This is a genomic window from Pseudomonas sp. NPDC088322, from assembly GCF_044740745.1.
In the GTDB taxonomy this organism is placed as follows: Bacteria; Pseudomonadota; Gammaproteobacteria; order Pseudomonadales; family Pseudomonadaceae; genus Aquipseudomonas; species Aquipseudomonas shirazensis.
Genome location: NZ_JBIURK010000002.1, coordinates 289,353 through 311,763, shown reverse-complemented (window position 1 = coordinate 311,763; position 22,411 = coordinate 289,353). Strand labels below are relative to the sequence as shown.

The 22,411-nt window shown below is 62.8% G+C and carries 19 protein-coding genes, 1 pseudogene and 2 riboswitches; of the genes and pseudogenes, 8 read left to right on the top strand and 12 right to left on the bottom strand.

Features of this window, described 5'->3' with window-relative positions; translation table 11 throughout:
• Positions 1–7: 7 nt before the first annotated feature.
• On the top strand, positions 8–631 hold the full coding sequence (ureG, locus tag ACIOAU_RS05690; protein ID WP_101319033.1) for an urease accessory protein UreG: 624 nt from the start codon (positions 8–10) through the stop codon (positions 629–631).
• 96 nt (positions 632–727) lie between these two features.
• On the opposite strand, the gene ACIOAU_RS05685 is transcribed toward ureG, so the two are convergent.
• From ACIOAU_RS05685 to ACIOAU_RS05665, 5 genes are all read right to left on the bottom strand, one after another.
• Positions 728–2,509: a hypothetical protein gene (locus ACIOAU_RS05685; RefSeq protein WP_401180593.1), complete on the bottom strand. Its 1,782-nt coding sequence runs from the start codon at positions 2,507–2,509 to the stop codon at positions 728–730.
• Complete coding sequence (locus tag ACIOAU_RS05680; protein ID WP_188035839.1) at positions 2,506–3,072, bottom strand: hypothetical protein; 567 nt, start codon at positions 3,070–3,072, stop codon at positions 2,506–2,508. The genes ACIOAU_RS05685 and ACIOAU_RS05680 overlap by 4 nt, the downstream gene beginning before the upstream one ends.
• A 425-nt stretch (positions 3,073–3,497) precedes the next feature.
• Positions 3,498–3,794: a hypothetical protein gene (locus tag ACIOAU_RS05675; protein WP_188035840.1), complete on the bottom strand. Its 297-nt coding sequence runs from the start codon at positions 3,792–3,794 to the stop codon at positions 3,498–3,500.
• A gap of 125 nt (positions 3,795–3,919) precedes the next feature.
• Complete coding sequence (locus ACIOAU_RS05670) at positions 3,920–5,272, bottom strand: GntP family permease (protein WP_103437193.1); 1,353 nt, start codon at positions 5,270–5,272, stop codon at positions 3,920–3,922.
• 109 nt (positions 5,273–5,381) lie between these two features.
• The gene (locus ACIOAU_RS05665; RefSeq protein ID WP_150569379.1) at positions 5,382–5,921 is read right to left on the bottom strand and encodes a gluconokinase; all 540 of its coding nucleotides are present in this window, start codon (positions 5,919–5,921) and stop codon (positions 5,382–5,384) included.
• A 206-nt stretch (positions 5,922–6,127) separates the two neighbouring features.
• Between ACIOAU_RS05665 and ACIOAU_RS05660 the strand changes: the two genes are divergently transcribed.
• From ACIOAU_RS05660 to ACIOAU_RS05650, 3 genes and pseudogenes are all read left to right on the top strand, one after another.
• Complete coding sequence (locus tag ACIOAU_RS05660) at positions 6,128–7,147, top strand: LacI family DNA-binding transcriptional regulator (protein WP_101319046.1); 1,020 nt, start codon at positions 6,128–6,130, stop codon at positions 7,145–7,147.
• A gap of 54 nt (positions 7,148–7,201) precedes the next feature.
• Positions 7,202–8,023 (top strand): annotated as a pseudogene (locus ACIOAU_RS05655) (PAS domain-containing protein); the annotation flags it as partial.
• Positions 8,024–8,065: 42 nt separating this feature from the next.
• Positions 8,066–8,560, top strand: a complete 495-nt coding sequence (locus ACIOAU_RS05650) for a methyl-accepting chemotaxis protein (protein ID WP_375140285.1) — start codon at positions 8,066–8,068, stop codon at positions 8,558–8,560.
• Here the strand turns inward: ACIOAU_RS05650 and ACIOAU_RS05645 are convergent.
• The 7 genes from ACIOAU_RS05645 to ACIOAU_RS05615 all read right to left on the bottom strand — a co-directional run bounded on the left by ACIOAU_RS05645 (position 8,535) and on the right by ACIOAU_RS05615 (position 15,030).
• Positions 8,535–11,798 carry a transporter substrate-binding domain-containing protein gene (locus ACIOAU_RS05645; protein WP_401180586.1) on the bottom strand — a complete coding sequence of 1,088 codons (3,264 nt, stop codon included), beginning with the start codon at positions 11,796–11,798 and terminating at the stop codon, positions 8,535–8,537. The genes ACIOAU_RS05650 and ACIOAU_RS05645 overlap by 26 nt on opposite strands.
• An 11-nt stretch (positions 11,799–11,809) precedes the next feature.
• Complete coding sequence (locus ACIOAU_RS05640; protein WP_150569375.1) at positions 11,810–12,424, bottom strand: response regulator transcription factor; 615 nt, start codon at positions 12,422–12,424, stop codon at positions 11,810–11,812.
• Positions 12,425–12,650: 226 nt separating this feature from the next.
• Positions 12,651–12,893: a DUF1272 domain-containing protein gene (locus ACIOAU_RS05635; protein WP_150571954.1), complete on the bottom strand. Its 243-nt coding sequence runs from the start codon at positions 12,891–12,893 to the stop codon at positions 12,651–12,653.
• A 61-nt stretch (positions 12,894–12,954) separates the two neighbouring features.
• Positions 12,955–13,710 carry a precorrin-4 C(11)-methyltransferase gene (cobM, locus tag ACIOAU_RS05630; RefSeq protein WP_101319057.1) on the bottom strand — a complete coding sequence of 252 codons (756 nt, stop codon included), beginning with the start codon at positions 13,708–13,710 and terminating at the stop codon, positions 12,955–12,957.
• Between the two features lie 30 nt (positions 13,711–13,740).
• Positions 13,741–14,133: a cobalamin biosynthesis protein gene (locus ACIOAU_RS05625; protein ID WP_401181099.1), complete on the bottom strand. Its 393-nt coding sequence runs from the start codon at positions 14,131–14,133 to the stop codon at positions 13,741–13,743.
• A gap of 11 nt (positions 14,134–14,144) precedes the next feature.
• Positions 14,145–14,834, bottom strand: a complete 690-nt coding sequence (locus tag ACIOAU_RS05620) for a CbtA family protein (protein WP_150569371.1) — start codon at positions 14,832–14,834, stop codon at positions 14,145–14,147.
• Between the two features lie 10 nt (positions 14,835–14,844).
• Positions 14,845–15,030: a CbtB-domain containing protein gene (locus ACIOAU_RS05615; protein WP_101319064.1), complete on the bottom strand. Its 186-nt coding sequence runs from the start codon at positions 15,028–15,030 to the stop codon at positions 14,845–14,847.
• 98 nt (positions 15,031–15,128) lie between these two features.
• A riboswitch (cobalamin riboswitch) is annotated at positions 15,129–15,353 on the bottom strand.
• 117 nt (positions 15,354–15,470) lie between these two features.
• A riboswitch (cobalamin riboswitch) is annotated at positions 15,471–15,668 on the top strand.
• Between the two features lie 101 nt (positions 15,669–15,769).
• Here ACIOAU_RS05615 and cobW point away from each other — a divergent pair.
• Genes cobW through ACIOAU_RS05595 form a run of 4 tightly spaced genes read left to right on the top strand, consistent with a single transcriptional unit; the run spans position 15,770 to position 22,288 of the window.
• The gene (gene cobW, locus ACIOAU_RS05610) at positions 15,770–16,837 is read left to right on the top strand and encodes a cobalamin biosynthesis protein CobW (RefSeq protein ID WP_188035845.1); all 1,068 of its coding nucleotides are present in this window, start codon (positions 15,770–15,772) and stop codon (positions 16,835–16,837) included.
• A gap of 3 nt (positions 16,838–16,840) precedes the next feature.
• A complete protein-coding gene (cobN, locus tag ACIOAU_RS05605) occupies positions 16,841–20,602 on the top strand; it encodes a cobaltochelatase subunit CobN (protein ID WP_401180579.1) in 3,762 nt (1,253 codons plus the stop codon).
• A gap of 1 nt (position 20,603) precedes the next feature.
• Positions 20,604–21,620: an ATP-binding protein gene (locus ACIOAU_RS05600; protein WP_401180577.1), complete on the top strand. Its 1,017-nt coding sequence runs from the start codon at positions 20,604–20,606 to the stop codon at positions 21,618–21,620.
• A gap of 53 nt (positions 21,621–21,673) precedes the next feature.
• Positions 21,674–22,288: a VWA domain-containing protein gene (locus tag ACIOAU_RS05595; RefSeq protein WP_401180575.1), complete on the top strand. Its 615-nt coding sequence runs from the start codon at positions 21,674–21,676 to the stop codon at positions 22,286–22,288.
• The last annotated feature ends 123 nt before the right edge of the window (positions 22,289–22,411 follow it).

Genomic DNA, 22,411 nt, shown 5'->3' with positions numbered 1-22,411 from the left:
TGCCAACATGCAAAGCTATCAGCAACCCCTGCGCATCGGTGTCGGTGGCCCGGTCGGCTCCGGCAAGACTGCGCTGCTCGAGGCCCTGTGCAAGGCCATGCGTGATCACTACCAGATCGCCGTGGTCACCAATGACATCTATACCAAGGAAGATCAACGCATTCTTACCGAAGCCGGCGCCCTGGAGCCCGAGCGGATTGTCGGCGTGGAGACCGGCGGCTGTCCGCATACGGCGATCCGCGAAGACGCCTCTATGAACCTGGCTGCGGTGGAGGCACTGGCGCGCAAGTTCGGTAACCTTGAGGTTATCTTCGTCGAGAGCGGCGGTGACAACCTCAGCGCTACCTTCAGCCCCGAGCTGGCCGACCTGACCATTTACGTCATCGATGTTGCCGAGGGCGAGAAGATTCCGCGCAAGGGCGGCCCAGGGATTACCAAGTCGGATTTGTTGGTGATCAACAAGACTGACCTGGCGCCCTATGTCGGCGCATCGCTTGAGGTCATGGAACGTGATACCAATCGCATGCGTCCAGAGCGGCCCTGGACGTTCAGCAACTTGAAAAAGGGCGAAGGGCTGCAAGCGGTGATCGACTTTATCGTCGAGCGCGGCATGCTTGGTGTCAGGGCGTAAGGCACAAGCGCCATCAGTCATGGCTGCAGCAACTGGTCGGCTCTCGAGGGGCCGACCAGTAGGGTTGGTTACCAGCGGGCTATCAGCGCTGCGGGATCAAGCGCTCAATTCGTCGCGGTAGCTGGCCAGGTAGACCAAGCGCTGATGACTGGCCTTCTCACGATCGTCGATGATCATTTTCAGGGTGAAAGAAGCCTGGTCCAGATACGCTGGCAGCTCCTGGCCAGTAATGTACGTGCCTGACAGCTTGTTGAGTTTGCTCCAGCCATCCTTGAAGGTCTGGGCAAATCGGTCCGATACCACGCCAACCGCCAGCCACTGTCCTGCCTGGCTGATAAAGAATTCGTCGGTAGAGCGGACCAACTGGGCCAGGCGATTGGCACGCAGCCGTGCGCTATTGCCGGCACTCTCATAGCTGGAAACCTGGTCCGTCGCCTGGTCAAGGATGATCTGCATGAAGTCGGAAAATGATTTGAAGAAAAACGCCATTTCTTCAACGATCTCTTTGGTCCGCTTGAGTGCGCTCACGCTCAGGTTCAACGATCGAACGGCAAGTTCGATGTTCTGTTTCTCGTTCCGCTGGCCGGCAAGCAGGGCAGTGAGGTTTACCAGCTCGGAAGCTTGCTCACGGCGGGTATTTTCGTACTCCTCGGCTTTAACGAGCATCTGCATCTGCATGTCGCGCAAATTGCCTGCTTGTTTGCGTTGCTCATCACTCAGCGATGCGGCATGTTCGCCGATGGCTTTGAGCGCCTCCTCCAGTCGTGACAGCTCCTGGCTGAGTTCGCCTTGCCGTGCGGCTACCTTTTCAAGGTCGGCCTGGACATCGCTGATACGGCCATCGAGGGTACCCTTGGCCGGATCAGCGGCGTCGGCGTTGCGCTTGCTCAAGTCATCCAGGTTTGACTTCAACTTGTCACACTGCTCGTTGAGCAGCGTTTGCTCCGCACGCAGCTCGGAGCGCGCTTTTTTCATCTGGATATCTTTGTGCAGGCCATCGGCCTGGTTCTGCTGGCCAAGCCCCGCTGCGGCCGCCATCGAGGCGCCGCCAATCACGGCCGATGCGCCGCCGGTAGCTCCCATGGCTATCATGGGCAGCAGCCCCCCCAGCATCTGTGCGCCGGTCTTCAAAAGCGACGCCCAGAACGATTTTTGCTCGGCGGTCTTCGCCTGTGATCCGTATTCTTGCGCCAGCTTTTCATAGCGGGCAACCTGTTGCTGCAAGTCGGTGACCAGACCCTCGAGCATCTCGCGCCGAGCATTAGCGATGACGAGTTCGCTCTGCAGCTTGCTATCTGCCTGAATGGTATCGCTTAGCGCGACTTCGCTGCGTGCGGTCGCTTCGGCGGTGTTACGGATGATGACATCGTATCTGTCTGCGATCGTGGTAAGGCTGTCGCGCACGGTAATTGCCGCTTGGGTGATTTCGTTGGCCATGGCCAGCAAATCAGCGGTGACGAATTCCTTGATTTGCTCCGGGTCACCGCCTTCCTTCACGTCCAGCCAGTCGGGTAGGCAGTTGCGCAAGGTAGTGCCGATTCTATTGGCGACGCGAATAGCGCTCTTGATGCTTCGCTCACTCTCCTGCTGAGCGGTGATCAAGTCATTCATGATCGAGCCGATCCTGACGCGGATGTCTCCCTGCTCCTGGGGCGTGGTGTTGTAGGCGATGTAGAGCAGGTCGATGGCATGGTCGGTATCGTGCTTGGCCCGACTGGTGTCATAGGTGCCTTCGATCTTCTCGACATAGTTGGCGACCAGCGCAGTCTGCTCGACAGGTAAGCGCAGCGGTGTGGCGGTGCTCAGCGCTTCGATATGGCTGCTTATAGCGCTATCGATACGAGCATTGCGGCTGATGAATGGAATGACTTCGCTCATGGGAATGGCCTTTTTGGTGGGTTATCGGGGCTGCAGTCCACTTCCCAGGAGGTCGGGAAGCGCACGCCTTGGTCGCGTAAAGGCGACCAGGCTTTTTCCAGAAGACGCCGGCCGGCGATCAGGTTGGCTTGAGCAGGCGGCTCAAGCAGGGCAAGGGCATCGGCTTGGCATTTGCGCGGATTGGCCGTGTTTGCTGCGCACTCGTCGCCGGCAAACAGGAAATCGTCAACGTCGTGGGTAATGCTCTGTCTGGTTTCGCGTGACGAGGCCAACAGCGACTTGACTGCTGCGATCTGGCGCTCGGCCGAGCGGCCGATGGCAATGCAGTATTGGACAGCCGCTATCTCGTTACTGATGCCGCGCAGAGCCTGGTCGTGTTCAGGTCGCCACGGTAGGGATTGGTAGCGCTGGCGTTCCTGTTGCAGCTGTCGCTGCAGACGCCCGCGTGCGGCCTCCAGCTCAGGCAGGCGCCTGAGCTCACCACCGACACTGTTTTCGATGTGCTGAATACGGCTAATCATCAGCTCTTCCACGCTTTGCAGGTGTGCCGTGCAGACAGTCATGCGTGCCTCCAACACGGGTTCGAGGCTGGCATGGGCTGCGTTGCCGTAAAGCACCGCACACAGCGCGAGCAGCACGCACGGCTGAGCAAGCGATGAGTGCAACCTGTGGCACATTCGGAAAGTGATTTTCATTGGGCACCTCGCTACGAAGTCCCTTGAACACCCGTCACGGACTGCTGCAAACAAGCGCGACGGTGGTCCTCAGGTGGTGCCGGGATTAAGCCCCGGGCGCCATCTGCGGATAAGCAGGAAAGGCTCTACTTGGAGTTGAGCGCTGAGTTAAGTGAGGAAGCTCAAGCGCGCAGACGTGCCCTAGAGGGCGGAGGAGGGGTAACGCTTGAGGCCAAGCGTTACCAGGCGAGGGTCATCAGTTGCCTACGATCTGGCCAGCATTCGCCGCGAGCCATCGTCGGGTAAGCGTCATTTCAAGGCTGAGGGTTACTGCTGCCAGATCCCTGGCCAGTGCCCACGGGAGCGTCGGGAGTACCCATGCCCGGTAGTTTGTGATCGTTGCTCTGGCTGGCAGGAGGGCTGTCTGGATCATTGCCGTTCAGGCGAGGGTCAGTGTTGCGTGGCATGGGTGTTTCGATAGGGTTGAGCGTGCTGTCCGCGCCAGGCTTGGGCGCGCTGTTATGCGGGTCGTCGGGGTAGGTCGGGCCTGTACCGGCGGCCATGGCCAAAGGCGTTGCGAGCACGACGGCAAGCAGCAGGAAGCGTTTCATGGGCAAGCTCCTTTGCGTGGATAAAGTGCCAGCCTTGCCGCGGAACAGACGTTGATCACGCGGCAAGGCCCTCATCTCACTTGAGCCTTACACCCCACCCTAGGTGCCAGTATCCCGACCAACGGTCAGACGAACTGCGCCAGCAACATGATGAAGATGATGCCGACCACCGACAGGATGGTCTCCATCATGCTCCAGGTCTTGAACGTTTCTGCTACGGTCATGTTGAAGTACTGCTTGACCAGCCAGAAACCGGCGTCGTTGACGTGGGACAGAATCAGCGAACCGGCGCCGGTGGCCAGCACCAGCAGCTCACGGTTGACCCCGGGCACCAGCGCGATCACCGGTGCAACGATACCAGCGCCGGTGATGGTCGCTACCGTTGCCGAGCCTGTGGCGATCCGGATGACCGCCGCCACCAACCAGGCCAGCATGATTGGCGATATCTGCGCTTGCACCGCCATCTGGCCGATGACGTTGCCCACACCAGTGTCCACCAGCATCTGCTTGAAGCCGCCGCCAGCGCCGACAATCAACACGATGGCGGCGGTGGGGGCCAGGCTCTGGTCAAGCATCTTCATGATCTGCTGACGGTTGAAGCCGCGCGCCGCGCCGAAGGTGTAGAACGCCAGCAGCAGCGCCGCGAGCAGGGCGGTGATCGGGTGGCCGATCAGGTCCATCCACTGGCGCACGATGTTTTCAGCGGGCAGCACCACATCAGCAAACGTCTTCAGCAGCATCAGCACTACCGGCAACAGCACGGTGATCAGGGTGATGCTGAAGCTTGGCAGGTTGCGCTGGTCGGACTCGCGAGCAATCTGGTCCATCAGCTCTTGTGATGGGTTGCCCGGGATGTAACGCGAGATGAAATTGCCGTACAGCGGGCCGGCGATGATTGCCGTCGGCAGCGCTACCAGCAAACCGTAGAAGATGGTCTTGCCGATGTCGGCATTGAAAATGCCGATCGCCAGCAGCGGGCCTGGATGCGGCGGCACCAGCCCATGCACGACGGACAGGCCTGCCAGCAGCGGAATACCGATCTTGACCAAGGATACCCCGGTGCGTCGGGCTACGATGAACACCAGCGGGATCAGCAGCACAAAGCCGATTTCGAAGAATAGCGGGATGCCCACCAGAAATGCGGCGAACATCATGGCCCAGTGCACCTTCTGTTTGCCGAAGGCGCGGATCAGAGTCTGCGCGATCTGGTCAGCGCCGCCGGAGTCAGCCATCAGCTTGCCGAGCATGGTGCCCAGTGCAAGCACGATGCCGACAAAGCCAAGCACGCCGCCAAAGCCGTCCTGAAACGACTTCATGACCTTGGCCACGGGCATGCCCGAGGTCAGGCCGAGAAAGCCCGCAGCCAGCGTCAGCGCAACAAAAGGATGCACCTTGAAGTGGGTGATCAGCAGGATGAGCCCGATGATGGTCACCAGGGCATCGAGTAGCAGGAACGTATCGGTAGCCAGTCCGAACATGATTAATGAGCCTCGGTTTTGTCTTTGTTGTTAGGCGTAGCGTTATGGAACTTCTGGTGCTTTTTAACGTCGAGACAGCGCTGTCTTTGGTGAGCTGGTAAACCGCCGCTCAGGCGATTCGCGCCAGTGCCCGCTCACCGCAGGGCTTTAACCAGTCATGTACGCTTTCGGCCAGCGCGGCCACCGGCCGGGTAGCGTCCAGCGCCAGGGTCAGTGGCTCGCCACGAGGGGATTCGAGGGCGGCAAACTGGCTTTCGATAAGGCTGGCAGGCATGAAGTGGCCAGGACGGGCCAGCACGCGCTTCTCGGCCTCGGCAGGGGTCAGCTCGAGGAACACGAAGCCCAGCTCAGGCACCGCTTCACGCAATGCGTCGCGATAGCGGCGCTTCAAGGCAGAGCAGGTCAGGATTGGTCGTTCGCCGGCCTTGAGCGTGGCCTGTAGCTCCTGGCCGAGCAGCACCAGCCAACCGGCACGGTCGGCATCATCGAGCGGCACGCCAGCGCTCATTTTTTCGATATTGGCAGCGGGGTGGAAAGCATCGCCTTCGATCAGCCGACCGCCACTGCGGGCGGCAATGGCAGCGCCGATGCAGCTCTTGCCGCAGCCTGCTACACCCATCACCACGATCGCGGACAGGGGAGAGTTCATCAGTACCTCCTGCAGGTAAGATAGCGCTGTCTCGACATGGACGTCGATGTGTGGGCGCCACCCTCCCGGATGTTATTGGTCTTGTCTAACGCAGTATGGTCGCTCGACGCAGGGCAATTGATAAAGATTACATTGCCTGTGTCCTGGGACAGCGCTACCTTAGTGGCCGTTCCCCACCCTTGGCAAGTAGTAAAATTACAACACCCATGTCACGCACCGGCTCCCGCACTACTGGTCGTCCCACCCTGGCAGAAGTCGCCAGGCTCTCCGGCGTTTCACCGATCACGGCCTCGCGGGCGTTGCGCGGGGTAGCCACCGTTGCCCCTGAACTGGCCGAAAAGGTCCTCGCTGCAGCGGCCACCCTGGGTTACATCGCCAACCCGGCAGCCCGCGCGCTGGCCTCGGCGCGCAGCCATTCGGTGGTGGTATTGATCCCATCGCTGTCCAACCAGCTGTTCATCGATACCCTCGAAGCGATCCACGCAGTGATGCGGCCGCGCGGTCTCGAAGTGCTCATCGGCAACTATCACTACGACGTTGATGAAGAAGAGAACCTGATCCGCAACTACCTCGCCTATCAGCCCTGTGGTGTGCTGTTGACCGGCTTTGATCGCACCGAAGGTTCGCGCCATTTGCTGGCTGCCAGCCGAGTGCCCTGTGTGCACATGATGGAGCTGGGTGAGCAGGCAGATGCGGTGTCTGTAGGGTTCTCTCAGCAGCAGGCAGGCTACGCTGCCGCCCGCCATTTGATCGAGCGGGGTCGACGGCGGCTGGCGTTCATTGCCGCGCAGCTCGACCCGCGGGTAATGCAGCGCGCCGCAGGCTTTCGCCAAGCGTTGCTTGAGGCCGGATTGCAAGCGCCCGAACTGGAGCTGCTGGCCGCACAGCCCTCGTCAATTGGTCTTGGCGGCGAACTGTTCAGCCGCTTGATGGCACAGGCGCCGGAGGTCGACGGGGTGTTCTTCTGTAACGATGACCTTGCGCAGGGCGCAGTCCTGCAGGCCCTGCGCCAAGGCATCGCAGTGCCGCAACGAGTGGCCATGGTCGGCTTCAACGACCTGCCAGGTTCTGCCCACATGGTGCCGCCGTTGACCTCGATCCGGACCCCGCGTGCTGCCGTTGGTCGGGCCGCGGCGCAAGCGCTGCTGGCGATGCTCGATGGCAAGCGGGTGAGCGCCACGCGTCAGGATCTGGGCTTTGAGCTGATGGTTCGGGAAAGCACCTGAAGCGGCTAATTGCAAGGTGATATCAGCGGCCTTGCGCCGTTTCGCCGGCGATCTATGCTGAGGGCACCCCGTCCATGCAAGGAGCCCGGCGTCATGTTCGATTACCATCGCAAATCCGATATCGTCGAAATCCAGCGCTGTCATCAGGCCTTGGTGGGGATGGAGGCCAGACTGGCCGCGATCAGTCGGTCGATGGCCATGATCGAGTTCACCGCCGACGGCACCATCATTGCCGCCAACGATAAATTCTGCCAGGCATTGGGCTATAGCGCCCAGGAGATCGCGGGCAAGCATCATCGCCTGTTCTGTGATCCGGAGTACGTCAAAAGCCCGGCCTACCAGCAATTGTGGCAAGCGCTGGGCAGAGGCGAGGCCATCAGCGGTACCTTCGAGCGCGTCGACAAGGCTGGCCGCGAGGTCTGGCTGCAAGCCAGTTACATGCCCGTGCTGGATGAGCAACAGCGCGTCACCAGTGTGATCAAGGTCGCCTCTGACATCACTCAGCGAATCCACGACGAGCACGAAAGCGAAGCCCTGCTGCAGGCGATCGGGCGATCCATGGCAGTGATCGAATTCACACCAGAGGGGCGGGTGCTGACTGCCAATGCCAACTTCTTGCGAACCATGGGCTACCGCCTCGAAGAAGTGGTGGGCCGTCATCATGGACTGTTTTGCCTCGCCCATGAGCGTGAGTCGGCCGAATACCGCGAGTTCTGGGCGTCGCTTAACCGCGGCGAGTACCATTCGCACCGTTTCGAGCGAATCAACAAGCAAGGGCAGGTTGTCTATCTGGAGGCTTCATACAACCCGATCTTCGATAACAAGGGCCGGTTGGTCAAAGTGGTCAAGTTCGCCAGCGACATCACCGCCCAAGTCAGCACTCAGCAAAGCGCCGCCGATGCCGCCCACGCCAGCTCCGTGCAGACTGACGCCTGCGCGCGAAAAGGCAGCGAGGTGGTGCAGCAGACCGTGCAGGTGATCGAACAAATCTCTCAGGAGCTGAGCGACGCTGCGCGGACCATCGACGCTGTCAGCAAGCAGTCGGAGATCATCGGCCAGATTGTATTGACCATTCGCGGCATTGCCGACCAGACCAACCTGCTGGCACTAAACGCCGCAATCGAAGCGGCGCGCGCCGGTGAGCATGGCCGTGGTTTTGCTGTGGTAGCCGATGAAGTACGTAATCTGGCTGCACGCACCAGCAAGGCCACCCTGGAGATCGTCGATGTGGTCAGGCAGAACCACGACTTGTCACTGACTGCGGTCGCCAGCATGCAATCGAGCTTGTCGCACACAGGGCGCGGCGTGCAGTTGGTCAACGAGGCGGGCACGGTCATTCTGGAGATTCAGCAAGGCTCGCGGCACGTTGTCGATGCGATCGGTCAGATCAGTTCGACTCTGCAATTGCATTGAGCCCAGCGCGCAGTTCACCTAGCAGGGTGTGCAGGCTTGCCTGCAATTGCTCCCGGGCGGCTGCGCTGGGTTGGTCCGAGGCCAAGGCCTGCTCGAGTGTCTCGCAGTCGCGTACGACCCCGCGCACCTTGAGCATTTTCGCGCCGCCCTTGATGCGATGCGCAAGGTCGCGTAGCGCAGCGCTCGGCGGGTTTGCTCCCAATGCGTGCAGGGCGGCCAGGTCTTCGGCGGCACTGCGTGCCAGTTGCTCGAGCAGACGTCTGATCAGTTGCTCGTCACCTTGGGTCAAATTACGCAACTGATCGATGTCGAATCCGCTTGGGCGCGGAGTTGGCGGATTCGATGCGCAGCGCGGCAAGTGCGCCTTGAGGGTATGCAGCCCGATCGGTTTGAACAGACAGTCGTTCATGCCGCTGTCCAGGCAGCGGACGCGCTCCTCGGCCTGCGCGTTGGCGGTAACGCCGATGATGGTGCAGGCTGGCTGGCCACTTGCGCGTTCCAGCGCACGAATGCTGCGGCTGAGCTCATGACCATCCATGACCGGCATGCTGCAGTCGGTGATAACCAGATCGAACTCGCCCGCTTGCCAGCTGGTCAGGGCCAGTTGGCCGTTTTCAGCCAACGTCACCTGATGACCGAGGCTGTTCAGTTGTTTGTCGAGCAACAGCAGGTTGGCCGGGTAGTCGTCGACCACCAGAATGCGCAGAGGTTGGCCGGGTTGCTGCTGGGTGGCCTCGCTGATCTGCGGCTGCGATGCAGGCGTTGCGCTGGGCAGCGCCAGTCTGACCTCGACGCGCGTGCCAAGGCCCTCGACGCTTTGCAGCTGCAGCGTGCCGCCCATCAGTTGGGCCAGGCTGCGACTGATCACCAGACCCAGCCCTGCACCTTGCTGGGCGCGTGGGCCGTCGACCTGGGCAAAGCTGTTGAACAGGCGCGCCTGGTTGACGGGGTTGATACCCACGCCACTGTCTTGCACGCATAAGGTCAGTTGCAGCAGCTCTGCCGAGGCCGGCGCGCAGGTGAGGCTGACGAGGATCTCGCCGCGGTCGGTGAACTTGATCGCATTGCTCAGAAGATTGGCCAGGACCTGCTTGAAACGCAGCGGATCGATCAGCACCCAGAGTGGCTGCTCAGGCAGCTCGCTGCGCAGTTGCAGGCGTTTGATCCGGGCATTGCCGTCAAATACGCGCAAGCTGGCACGGACCAGTTCGATCAGATCGGTCGGCACCGGTGTCAGGGTCATGTGGCCAGCTTCGATGCGCGAGATGTCGAGGATGTCGCCAATCAGCTCAAGCAGACCAATCGCGGAATCGTGGGCAGTCTGCAAGGTCAATGGGTCGCTGCGAGCGCCATCTTCCAGGGCCAGCTCCAGCAAGCCGATAACCGCGTTCATTGGCGTGCGAATCTCGTGGCTCATGGTGGCCAGGAAGGTGCTTTTAGCCTGACTGGCCTGCTCGGCAGCGTCCTTGGCCTGGCGTAGCTGCTCAAGCAGGCCCCGACTGAGGAGCAGTTGCGCCTGCAACGCCCGTTGGGCCTCGGTGCGCTGCTGGATCAGCTTGCGCAGATAGGTGTTCCAGAACACGACACCGGCCAGCAGCACGCCGCCGAGAACCAGCACCTGCAGGGCCAGGCTGCGATAATTGCGCCACGGGCTGTCACTGACCAGGGTGGTGTTGCGCCATCGGTTGACCAGTTGATCCAATTCGTCGGGCGGTATGCTCAGCAGCGCCTTGTCGACAATCGCATGCAGCTCAGGCTGATTGGCAGCCATGGCGAAGGCAGCCATCGCCGGTTCCTCGCCAAACAAGGCGGCAATGCGCAGGCGATGATTGAACACATGATCTATGTAATAGCGCGCATTGATATGGTTGCTCAAGGCGACTTCTGCTTCACCGTTGGCCACCGCTTCCATCAGCCCCAGTGGTGAATCGACTTCCACCAGCTTCGCCTGTGGATGTTGGCGCTGCACCAGTGCACCCTGCGGAGAGCCACGTACTACTGCGATCCGGCGGTTGTCGATCAATGCCGCCGGAGTGCTGGCGGGGTTGCCGGCGCGGGTTACCAGCACCCGCGGACTGACCAGGTAGGGGCGAGTGAAGCGCAAGCGTGCCGCGCGCTCGCTGCCGTAACCGATCGCGCCGATCATTTGCGCCTCGCCCCGCAGCAGTTGGTCAACCATTTCCTGGACGGCATCCACTTCGCTGATCTGAAAATCCAGCCCGGTGCGCAAGCTGATCTGCTTGAGCAGATCGGGGGCGATCCCGCTCGGGCGTTGCTCGGCGTCGTTGAAGGTCAGCGGCGCCAGGGACGGCGTGACCAGCACCTTGACGCTGCGGTTATGTTCGATCCAGTGTTGTTCGGCAGGGGTCAGCGGGGTGTTCAGGCGCTGGAGCAGGAGGCTGGTATTGCCGCTGCTCCAGCGCCGCAGAATGTTCAGCCGCTCGCTGTCGCTGATGCGGCTCAGGGCCTGGTTGAGCAACCTGAGCAGGCGCGAGTTGTCGCGGCGCGTGGCGAAGGCGAACGAGCCACCGGGCAGCGCCGAAAAATGGTCGATGCGCACCTGGCCTTGGTAGCTCTTGCCGATCAGGTAGTCGGTGCTGATGGCGTCGCCCAGGTAGACGTCGGCGTCGCCCATGGCGACCGCAGACAAGCCGCTCAAGGTCGAGCGATAAAGTTGCAGCTGTGCCTGCGGATACTGGGCCTTGACCGTACTGGCCGGCAGGTAATGGTCGACCATCGCCAGCCGCAGCCCGGCCAGGTCATCGCCGTGGCGCACGGCCTTGTCCTGGTCCTGTCGAGCGACGATCACCGGCAGGTCGTCTGCATATGCCTGGCTCAAGGTAAGCTCGGCATTGCTGGCTTCGGTTGCGTTGGAACTGCCCAGCAGATCGATTTGCCCGTCCTGCAAGGCTTTGATGGCCTGTTCGCGGCTGTCAAAGCGCTGCACTTGAACGGCTATGCCCAACTGCTCGCTGATCAAGCCGGCATAGTCAGCATTGAGCCCTTCATGATCGGCTGGGGTGATATTGATTTCAAAAGGCAGGTAATCCGGCCCCGAGCTGCCGAGTACCAGTACCTTGTGCTGGTTCAGCCACTCGCGGTCATCGACGGCAAGGTCCAGTGGGGCAGCAGCGCTGCTCGAGCGTGCCAGCAACTGCCGTGGCTGACTGTCAGCGAGCACGGCCGCAGACGCGCCGCTAAGGCTGATCAGGAGTAGCAGTGTGCGCAGACCGGTCATGGCGTAAAGCTTCAGTTGACGCTGTTGCGCTTGGCCAGATCGATCATTTCCACCAGCGACTCCGACTTGAGCTTCTCCATGATGCGTCCGCGGTAGGTGCTGATGGTCTTGGCGCTAAGGTTCATGGACTCGCCAATGGCCTTGTTGTTTTCGCCCCGAGCCAGCCTGCGCAGTACCTCCATTTCACGGTTGGACAAACTGTCCAGTCGGGCGTTTTCAGACTCCAGCGAATTGCTGTTGACCGACATTTGCGGAAAGGTCGAGTAGCCCTTGATCAGTGCCTTGAGGGCGAATACCACCGACTCGATGTCTTCGTTCTTGTTGACGAAAGCGCCAATCCCGGCGTCCAGGCAACGCCTGACGTAGAGGTCGGCAGGCTGCCCGGTCAGGGCCATGATCTTGGGTGGTGGGTCCAGCAGCTGCAGGCGCTTGATCACCTCCATGCCGTCCAGCTCGGGCAGGCCGATGTCAACGATCACTACCTGGGGTGAGAGTTTGCGGGCCAGTTCCACGGCTTCCTTACCATCTTCGGCGGTGCCAATGACTCGAAAACGTTCGCGCTCAAGCAGCATGCGTACAGCCGTTAGAACGATTGGGTGGTCATCGACCAGCATCACGGTTGTCATTGCTAGCTCCTGTGGTGAAGAGGGTCCGTTGCCTGAATCACACAGGAACGTAGCTGAGGGTTGATCCGCAAACCTCAGGCAGCGCGCAAGATACGTCGATTCTCAGTCCATGATAATGCCGAGTATATGCGTGATGAACAAACCAGGTGATTCTGAGGAAAATTCCTACAAAAAATACGGTAACAATCAGGATGCGGCAGGCCTTCCGGCCTGCCGGCGGTAGGAATCAGGCGCAGGGCGCGTGGTCTTTGATGACGCGCTTAGTTGAGGCGGGGTTGTTGCTCAGTGCGTTACCAACGCGGGTCGGCCGGCTTTGCAGCTGACCAGCGCAGTTCGGGCAGCGTCCGTGCAGACGTTGTTCGGCACAGCTACGGCAATACGTGCATTCGAACGAGCAGATCATTGCATCCGGGCTGTCGCCGGGCAGTTCGACGGCGCAGCATTCACAGTTGGGGCGTAGTTCCAGCATGGGCGTGGCTCCGATAGCAACAAGGTAGGTCGAGTCTGCTCCGCGCTGGCGGCGCTGGCAATCAGCCGTTGCCGGGGCGATACAGGTGAGCATGGCCGGCGCGATACAGGGCTGATTCGGCGAACGGTGTATCCCCAAGTACGTGACCGACGAGGATCAGCGCAGTTCGCCGAAAATCCCGTGTACTGGTGAGTTCGACGATGTCCGCCAGCGTGCCTTTGACCCAGTCCTGATCCGGCCAGGTGGCGCGATGGATGACCGCAACCGGGCAGTCAGCGCCGTAATGCGGCAGCAGCTCTGCGACGATCCGTGGCAGGTGCTTGACGCCGAGGTGGATCGCCAGGGTGCTGCCATGCCGGGCCAGATCGCCGAGTTGCTCGCCGGCGGGCATCGGCGAGCTGTCGCCGTAACGAGTGAGGATCACCGTTTGGGCGATGCCCGGCAGGGTCAGTTCACAACCCAGCAGCGCGGCGCTGGCCGCCGTTGCCGTTACCCCAGGGATGATCTGGTAGTCGATGCCCAACTCGCGCAAGTGACGGATCTGCTCGCCGATGGCGCCATACAGGCTCGGGTCACCGCTGTGCACCCGCGCCACATCGTGGCCTAGCGCATGCGCGCTGTGCATGGCGTCGATGATCTGCTCAAGGTGCAGTTCGGCGCTGTTGATGACAGTTTCGGCGCTGTGGCCCTCGAGCACTGCGGCGGGGACCAGCGAGCCCGCGTAGATGATCACCGGGCACTGCCGGATCAGGCGCTGGCCTTTGACCGTGATCAGTTCCGGATCGCCCGGGCCGGCGCCGATGAAGTAGACCGTCATGGCAAATCCTTGCAAATAAAATGGAGGCGATTATCCAGCACTGGCGAGGGCGAGGGTAGCGCCCGCCAACGTTTGCCGGGTGAGCACCAGCCGCGCGCTGCCGTGAGCACGCGCGGCCAAGGCCAGGGCGGTGCTTTCGGCTACGCCCCAGCAGCCGCTGTGGGCGAAGGCTGTAGCGGAGTGCTGGCTGAGCTGTGGGGCAAAACGCTGCAACTGTTCAGCGGGAAAAAACTGCAGCGCCAGTTGCAGGCGATCGGCCAGTTGATGCAGGCCAGCCTCGCTGACTTTCAGCTCGATACTGGCGATGCCCTGCACTGCATGCAGGGTTAAGCCAAGGCTGGCAAGACTTTGTAGCAGCAGCGCTTCAAGCAGGTCGGCGGGGCAGCCCTTGCGGCAGCCAACGCCGACATACACGGCGGGCAGCGGCTCAGACATCAAGTCTGCCGCGAGCGGCGGAACAACCACGCACTGAGCAAGCCCAGGGCAATCCAGAAGGCGGCATTGGTCAGCCACGAGGCGATCTTGAACTGGGTTGCCAGGGCTTCAGGCGCAAGACTTTCATGCACGCTCGGCTGCGGCGCGCCGATCACGTGTGGCAGCGCCAACAGCAGTACGCCGACTACCTTCAGCAGCCAATGCTGGGCAAACACAATCAGGCCCAGGCCGACCGCAGTTGCGGCCGCAGTGCCGATCCACCAGGTCTGGCGCTGGCCAAGGTCGGCTGCCGCCGTGCCCGGCAGCTCTGCCGGCAAGCCCAGCGTTGGCGCCAGGCAGAACACGGCAAAACCGGCCAGGCCCCACAGCGCTCCGGTGGCGACCCGGTTGGGTTCGCGCAGGCTGTACAGCGCTGCCAGCATCAAGGCAAAGCCGACTGCAACCACCAGGTTGCCGCCGGTGGTGGCCAGCACGCGCTGCCAGCCGTCTTCAGGCGCCCAGGCTTCGGCACTGTGCTCGTGGGCAGCAACGGCGCTGTCGCCATGCTCATGCTGGGCAGCCGGCGCTGGGCTCTCGAAGGTTTCCGCTTCGAGGATCAACGGGCTGATCCAGAAGCTTTGCAGCAGGGTCAGCAGCAGGGCGGCGAGCAGGCCGCTGAACCCTGCAGTACGGGCAATGCGCGTGATCATGCGAGTCTACTCAGTGGCAGGGGAAGGCAGCGCTGTGGCGCGTATCGTGGGCTGCGTTGTGCACCGCCTCGATGTGCGAGAAACCGGCGAAGTACACCAGGCACAGGCCAACCAGGCTGGCGCCGACGGCGATGACCAGGCGTTGACTGAGGCTGACGGGGGTGGCGATGCTGTGTTTGGCACTGGTGATGGGCATGACGCAATCCTCTGCTTGTTATAGGCAGGGGGCAAGCGCACCGGCCCCGGGCATGGATGGCCCAGGGCAATGCGACAGCGCCCGCCCACCGCGGGGTGTTGATATTCGACTACGCAGGCCGGTCTCCGGGCTCACGAGGAGGAGCAGGGCTCCTTGAAAAGCGTCACCTTCCCATGCCCTACAGCCTGGCACAGTGGTCAAGACACTTCGCTCGCTTACCGTTGCGGGGGCAGCACCGGAGTAGTCGGGCTCTCCATTGAGGCCAGCGACGCACCGGTTTCCCGTTTCACCCCATAGGGGGCACCTGAACGCAAGGCGCTAGCAAACCATGCCGCAGCGGCGCGCTGCAAGTGACAAGTTGCACGCCAGCGTGCATTCAGCCGCCTATATATGGCAGATGACAGCCCCTAAAGCCGCTTGCAGCTTGCCGCCGGGGTGCGTAGCCTTGTCTGCTTCGAGGTTCTCCGGCGTGGCCGGAGCTAAGACGGGAACGCGGTCAAGCCGCGGCTGCCCCCGCAACTGTAAGCACTGATCAGGATCGACACAGCCACTGCGCCTTGCGCGGGAAGGCGTCATCCAACCGGCCCGGCGCCGGTGCGGTGCAAGCCAGGAGACCTGCCTCGAGACGATTTCGACTTTAATCCGGGCGGGGTGATCCGGAGGCGAACAAGCCCGGCTGTGACAGCCTGCGGCGCTCGTCCTGCATGCCCGCGCCATTCTGCCAAGGGCACACGCATCCATGAAAACACTGGCCAAACTCCCCGTCACCATCGTCACCGGCTTCCTCGGCTCGGGCAAAACCACGTTGCTGCGGCACATGCTCGACAACGCCCAGGGCAGGCGCATCGCGGTGATCGTCAACGAGTTCGGCGAGCTCGGTATCGACGGCGAAATCCTCAAACAATGCACCATCGGCTGCACCGAAGAAGAAGCCTACGGGCGTGTCTTCGAGCTGGCCAACGGCTGCCTGTGCTGCACCGTGCAGGAAGAGTTCTTCCCGGTCATGCGTGAGCTGGTGGCACGTCGCGGCGATCTGGACCACATCCTGATCGAAACCAGCGGCCTGGCCTTGCCCAAACCGCTGGTGCAAGCCTTCCAGTGGCCAGAAATCCGCAACGCCTGCACGGTCGATGCGGTGATCACCGTGGTCGACAGCCCGGCAGTGGCTGCCGGTACCTTCGCAGCGTTCCCAGACCAGGTCGATGCCCAGCGCAAGCTCGACCCGAACCTTGATCATGAGTCGCCGCTGCACGAACTGTTTGCCGACCAGCTGGCCAGCGCTGACCTGGTGGTGCTGAACAAGGCCGACCTGATCGACGCCGAAGGCCTGGCCAAGGTTCGCGCCGAAGTCTCCGAAGAGCTGCCGCCGGCGGTCAAGGTCATCGAAGCCAGCAGTGGCCGCCTGCCGCTGGATGTGCTGCTGGGCCTGGGTGCCGAATCGGAAGCGCACATTGATGGGCGCCGAACTCATCATGACAGCCACCATGACGACGATGATCATGACGATCACGACCATGATGCCTTCGACTCGATCTCGCTGGATTTGCCAGAGGCCGATGAGCGCTTGCTGCTGGCGGCCCTCAACCAATTGGTAGTGGAGTTTGGCATCCTGCGCGTGAAAGGCTTTGCAGCCATCCCGGGCAAGCCGATGCGTCTGCTGATCCAGGGCGTAGGGACCCGCTTCGACAAGCATTTCGACCGGGCCTGGGGCGCTGACGAGGCGCGCATCACGCGCCTGGTACTGATTGGCCAGGAGCTTGACGCCATTCAGCTCGAAGCCCGTCTGCGTCAGGCTCTGGAAGCCTGATCCATGCACCTGTTGCGCACCCAGCCCGGTGGTTTTGTCCCGGACGACAGTATTGCCGACCTCGGCCAGACTGCCGCCGAACTGGTCATTCTGTGCAGCGGTGACTCGCACCTGGCGCTGCTGGCCGAAACCGCGGAACAGCTGCCTGGCGACTACCCCAGCGTGCGCCTGGCCAATCCCATGCAGGTGCAAAACCATGCCTCGGTCGACCTGTATGTCGACCAGGTGCTGCGCCATGCAAAGTTGATCCTGGTATCACTGCACGGCGGCGTTGGCTACTGGCGCTACGGCATCGAGCAGTTGGTCGAGCTGGCGGCGCGCGGTGTTCAGGTGATCCTGGTCCCGGGCGATGATCGGCCTGACCCCGAGCTCACCGGTTTGAGCACGGTCAGCAGCGACCAGGCCGAGCGCCTGTGGCACTACCTGCGCCAGGGCGGCAAGGCCAACGCGCTGAATCTGTTCAACTGCGTGGGCAACCTGTGGTTCCAGCGCGACTATGCCTGGCAGGAGCCGGAAGCGCTGGCCCGTACCGTGGTCTACCACCCAGCCAAGGCCAGTGCGCAGTTGCCGGACTGGTACGCCGACTGGGATCCTGCGCTGCCGGTGGCGCCGCTGCTGTTCTACCGCTCGCACCTGCAGGCGGCCAACACCGCGTTCATCGACGTGTTCTGTCAGCGGCTGCAGATGGCGGGGCTCAACCCGTTGCCGATCGCTGTAGCCAGCCTCAAAGAGCGGGCCTGTCTCGATCAGGTTGAAGCGTGGATGGATGAGGTCCAGGCCGAGGTGGTGATCAACACCACTGGCTTTGCCTTGTCCAGCCCCGAGCGCCCCAACGCGCGGCCGCTGCGCCGGGATGTACCGGTGTTGCAGGCGATCTGCGCGCAGGACAATCAATTGGGCTGGGAAACCAGCGAGCAGGGCCTCGGCGGCCGCGATCTGGCCATGCACATCGTGTTGCCGGAGCTGGACGGGCGGATCATCACCCGGCCGGTCAGCTTCAAGGACCTGGCCTGGCGCAGTGAACGCAGCCAGGCGGATGTGGTGTGCTATCGCGCCCACCCGGAACGCATGGACTTCGTCGCCGAGCTGGGCCGACGCTGGGTCGCGCTGGCGCGCTTGCCGAACGGGCAAAAGCGTGTCGCGCTGATCCTCGCCAACTACCCGACCCGCGATGGCCGGATTGGTAACGGCGTCGGCCTGGACACGCCGGGTGCGGCCTTGAACATCCTTGAGGCGATGCGCGCTGCGGGTTATCCGCTGGACGAGCTGCCGGCCACCGGCACCGCGCTGATCCAGCACTTGCTCGGCGGCGTGACCAACGACCTCGACAACCTCGATCAGCGCCCATGCGCGCAGAGCCTGAGCCTGGCCGACTACCAGGCCGCGTTCGCTCAGCTGCCGGCAGAAAACCAGGCGGCCGTGCTCGCCCGTTGGGGAGCCCCTGAAACAGACCCCATGTGCCGCAGCGGCCGCATGATGGTAGCGGGCCTGCGCTTTGGGCAGACCTTCGTCGGCATCCAACCGGCGCGCGGTTATCAGGTTGACCACAGTGCGGTGTACCACGACCCGGATCTGGTTCCGCCGCATGGCTACCTGGCCTTTCACTTCTGGCTGCGCCACGCTTATGCAGCGGACGCCGTCATTCATGTCGGCAAGCATGGCAACCTCGAGTGGTTGCCAGGCAAGGGCGTCGGTCTGTCGGCGCAGTGCTGGCCCGACGCGCTGCTGGGGCCGATGCCGAACATCTACCCGTTTATCGTCAACGACCCGGGCGAGGGCGCCCAGGCCAAACGCCGCACCCAGGCGGTGATCATCGACCACCTGATGCCGCCGCTGACCCGCGCCGAGAGTTACGGCCCGCTGCGCGACCTCGAACAGCTGGCCGACGAATACTACGAAGCCCAGCTGCTTGATCCGCGCCGTGCGCAGGAGCTGCAGCGCGACATCCTGGCGCTGGTCAAGGCCAACCATATCGACCGAGAGCTGCAGCTTGAAGGTCAGCTGGATGATGCTGCCGTGTGGCTGCCGCGCCTGGATACCTACTTGTGCGACTTGAAAGAGTCGCAGATTCGCGATGGTTTGCACGTGTTCGGCCAATCGCCGCAAGGCCGCCTGCGCAGCGATACGCTGCTGGCGTTGCTGCGGGTCGAGCGCGGTGACGGCAAAGGCGGCAACGCCAGCCTGATTCGTGCTCTGGGCAAAGCCTTCGAGCTCGGTTTCGATCCGCTCGACTGCGACCTCGGTCAGCCTTGGCAAGGGCCACGGCCGGCCATGTTGCAGGCACTGGACGACGCGGCCTGGCGCACCCACGGTGATACGCGCGAGCGCCTTGAACAACTGGCGTTGACGTTGATTGAACAAGCGCTGGCCGGCAACCTGAAGCTGCCCACCGAAGAGCAATGGCAGGGCGTGGCAGAGGTACTTGGAGAGCTGCTCTCGGTTGTCGCGCCAAACCTCGACAGCTGTGGCGGCGCCGAGCTCGAGGGCCTGCTCGCGGCACTGGCTGGGCGCTTCGTCGCGGCAGGCCCCAGTGGCGCACCGAGCCGCGGCCGGCTTGATGTGCTGCCGACTGGGCGCAATTTCTACACCGTCGATGTGCGCAACTTACCCACTACCACTGCGTGGCGACTGGGCTTCGCCTCGGCCAACCTGATTCTTGAGCGGCACCTGCAGGACCATGGCGATCATTTACGCCAACTCGGCCTTTCGGTCTGGGGCACCGCGACCATGCGTACCGGTGGCGACGACATTGCCCAAGCCATGGCCTTGATGGGCGTACGCCCGGTGTGGGCCACCGGCAGCCAGCGCGTCGACGACTTCGAGATCCTGCCGGTGAGCTTGCTCGACCGGCCACGGGTCGACGTCACCCTGCGTGTGTCAGGCTTCTTCCGTGATGCGTTCGGTAACCTGATCCGCCTGTTCGACGCCGCCGTGCAGGCAGTGGCGGCACTGGACGAGCCAGATCACCTCAACCCGCTGGCGGCCCGCGTGCGGGCTGAGCGCCAGGCCCTGATCGAGACAGGCATCGAAGCCGAGCAGGCTGCGCGCCAGGCTGGTTGGCGGGTGTTCGGCGCCAAGCCCGGTGCCTATGGAGCCGGGGTGCAGAACGCCATCGACGGCCGTCTGTGGCAGGACCGCAAGGACCTGGCGGAGGTTTACCTCAACTACGGCAGCTACGCTTACGGCGCCAGTGACGAGGGCACGCCCGCCCGTGCCCAGTTCGCCACGCGGCTGGGCCAGGTGCAGGCAGTGCTGCAGAATCAGGACAACCACGAGCACGACCTGCTCGATTCCAACGATTATTACCAGTTCCAGGGCGGCATGCTGGCCGCTGCCGAAACCTTGCACGGCGAGGCGGTAGCGAGTTACCACGGCGATCACAGCCAGGTCGACCGACCACGCATCCGCACTCTCAAGGAAGAGCTCAACCGGGTTATCCGTGCTCGGGCGCTGAACCCAAAGTGGATCGACGGCGCCAAGCGCCACGGCTACAAAGGCGCGTTCGAGCTGGCAGCGACGGTCGACAACCTGTTCGCCTTCGACGCCACCACGCACCTGATCGACGACCATCATTATCAGGCGCTGGCCGAGGCCTATGTGCTTGACCCGGCGACCCGTGAATTCATGCGCGAGCACAACCCCGAGGCCCTGCGCGACCTGACCGAGCGTTTGCTGGAGGCCCAGCAACGCGGCCTCTGGGAGGAACCCGGCAGTTACCGTGAAGCACTTGAGGAGCAGTTGCTCGAAGGTGAGGAAGACCACTGAAATGACTGAACCGATGCAGTTTCCGCTGGCCGCCGTGGTCGGCGCCGAGGCGCTCAAGCTGGCATTGTGCCTGACCGCAATCGACCCAAAGATCGGCGGCGTGCTGATCGAAGGCCCGCGCGGCATGGCCAAGAGCACCCTGGCCCGTGGCCTGGCAGACCTGCTCGGCAGCGCCGAGCAGCAGCCACCCTTTGTCACCTTGCCGCTGGGCGCGACCGAAGAGCGCCTGGTCGGCACGCTGGACCTCGACGCAGCGCTGGGCCAGGGCAAAGCGCAGTTTTCCCCTGGAGTGCTGGCCCACGCCGATGGCGGCGTGCTGTATGTCGACGAAGTCAACCTGCTGCCCGATCCGCTGGTTGACTTGCTGCTGGACGTTGCTGCCAGCGGCACCAACCGCATAGAACGCGACGGCATCTCCCATCGTCATTCGGCGCGGTTTGTCTTGATCGGCACGATGAACCCGGAGGAGGGCGAGCTGCGCCCGCAACTGCTTGATCGCTTCGGCCTGAACGTGTCGCTGGACGAGTTGCCCGAGCCGCAGGCACGCCAGCAGATCATCCGCCGGCGCTTGGCCTTCGACAGCGATCCGCAAGGCTTCTGCGCCGAGTGGGCCGGTGCCCAGCAGGACCTGCGCGAGCGTTGCCAGGCAGCGCGCGCGCGCCTGGAACAGATTGCGCTGGATGACCAGGCCCTGGCATGGATCACCGAACGCTGTTTTGCTGCCGGGGTCGATGGCCTGCGCGCAGATCTGGTCTGGCTGCGAGCTGCACGTGCTCACGCTGCCTGGCGCGGCAGCGAGCACATCGATGAAGAGGACGTCACCGCCGTAGCCGAGTTTGCCTTGCGCCATCGCCGCCGCGAAGCCCCAGCCCAGCAACCGCCAAGCCCAGCGCCGGCGCAGTCGCCAGCCAGCAGCAATGCCAGCGCGGGGCAGGGCGGCGACAGTGGTGCACTGCCAGCCCAACCGGTTGCAGCGGGGCCGCGGCGTGAGGTACCAAACTGGGCAAAAAAGCCCTGAGCATCCGTCAGCAAGGTTTGTCCGCGGCGGATGCCAAGCCCCGGCCAGGCAGCTTGCGCGGTGCTGCGCGTGGACAGGCGCGCAAGGCCGCTGCCGGGCGTGTCGCCTGGCCGGCGACCCTGCTCAAGGGGCGGCCAAAGCAGCGTGGCGATTTGTGCTGGCAGCAGCGTCAGGGGCAACCGGCAGAGCTGTGGCTGGTGATTGTCGATGCCTCGGCGTCAACCCGCCGACATCAGGCGCTTGCCCAGACCAAGGGCGTGCTTGCCGGGCTGTTCGATCAAGCCTATCGCCAACGCGCACGTCTGGCTCTGCTGACCGCCAGTGGTCGTTCGGCCCAGTGGCAGCGGCATGGGCTGAAAGCTTCGGCGGCGCTGCAGCCCTGGTTGCAGGCCCTCGGCGCGGGTGGCGGCACGCCGCTGATCAGCGCCTTGGAGCAAGCTCGGCAATGGCTGCAGGCACGACACCAGCGGCATCCGCAGGAGGTCCAGCGTTGCCTGGTGTTTACCGATGGTCGCCTGCAACGCTGGGGCGCGCTGCAGCCGATGCCCTGCACGACCTGGTTGATCGACATGGAATTGGCGCCAGTGCGGGTCGGTAAAGGCAGATTGCTAGCGCAGCAATTGCAGGCCGAGTATCAGCATATCCAGCACTTCAAGCAGCTGCGCTGATATATATCCAGACGTCACAAATGGCGGCTGCGACAGGGTGTCGCGCTAACGAGAGAGTTGCCATCAAGGCACAGTACGAGTTGCTAAAAGTGCGCGCCAGGCACGCACTTTTAGCATCAACAA

Bases quoted from the DNA above. Each gene is read 5' to 3' on its own strand.
- ACIOAU_RS05680 (WP_188035839.1), bottom strand. From the start codon at position 3,072: ATGACTGTCTGCACGGCACACCTGCAAAGCGTGGAAGAGCTGATGATT.
- ACIOAU_RS05660 (WP_101319046.1), top strand. From the start codon at position 6,128: ATGTCACGCACCGGCTCCCGCACTACTGGTCGTCCCACCCTGGCAGAA.
- ACIOAU_RS05665 (WP_150569379.1), bottom strand. From the start codon at position 5,921: ATGAACTCTCCCCTGTCCGCGATCGTGGTGATGGGTGTAGCAGGCTGC.
- ureG (WP_101319033.1), top strand. From the start codon at position 8: ATGCAAAGCTATCAGCAACCCCTGCGCATCGGTGTCGGTGGCCCGGTC.
- ACIOAU_RS05620 (WP_150569371.1), bottom strand. From the start codon at position 14,834: ATGATCACGCGCATTGCCCGTACTGCAGGGTTCAGCGGCCTGCTCGCC.
- ACIOAU_RS05640 (WP_150569375.1), bottom strand. From the start codon at position 12,424: ATGACAACCGTGATGCTGGTCGATGACCACCCAATCGTTCTAACGGCT.
- ACIOAU_RS05670 (WP_103437193.1), bottom strand. From the start codon at position 5,272: ATGTTCGGACTGGCTACCGATACGTTCCTGCTACTCGATGCCCTGGTG.
- ACIOAU_RS05645 (WP_401180586.1), bottom strand. From the start codon at position 11,798: ATGACCGGTCTGCGCACACTGCTACTCCTGATCAGCCTTAGCGGCGCG.
- cobM (WP_101319057.1), bottom strand. From the start codon at position 13,710: ATGACGGTCTACTTCATCGGCGCCGGCCCGGGCGATCCGGAACTGATC.
- ACIOAU_RS05675 (WP_188035840.1), bottom strand. From the start codon at position 3,794: ATGAAACGCTTCCTGCTGCTTGCCGTCGTGCTCGCAACGCCTTTGGCC.
- ACIOAU_RS05615 (WP_101319064.1), bottom strand. From the start codon at position 15,030: ATGCCCATCACCAGTGCCAAACACAGCATCGCCACCCCCGTCAGCCTC.
- ACIOAU_RS05685 (WP_401180593.1), bottom strand. From the start codon at position 2,509: ATGAGCGAAGTCATTCCATTCATCAGCCGCAATGCTCGTATCGATAGC.
- ACIOAU_RS05600 (WP_401180577.1), top strand. From the start codon at position 20,604: ATGACTGAACCGATGCAGTTTCCGCTGGCCGCCGTGGTCGGCGCCGAG.
- cobW (WP_188035845.1), top strand. From the start codon at position 15,770: ATGAAAACACTGGCCAAACTCCCCGTCACCATCGTCACCGGCTTCCTC.
- ACIOAU_RS05635 (WP_150571954.1), bottom strand. From the start codon at position 12,893: ATGCTGGAACTACGCCCCAACTGTGAATGCTGCGCCGTCGAACTGCCC.
- cobN (WP_401180579.1), top strand. From the start codon at position 16,841: ATGCACCTGTTGCGCACCCAGCCCGGTGGTTTTGTCCCGGACGACAGT.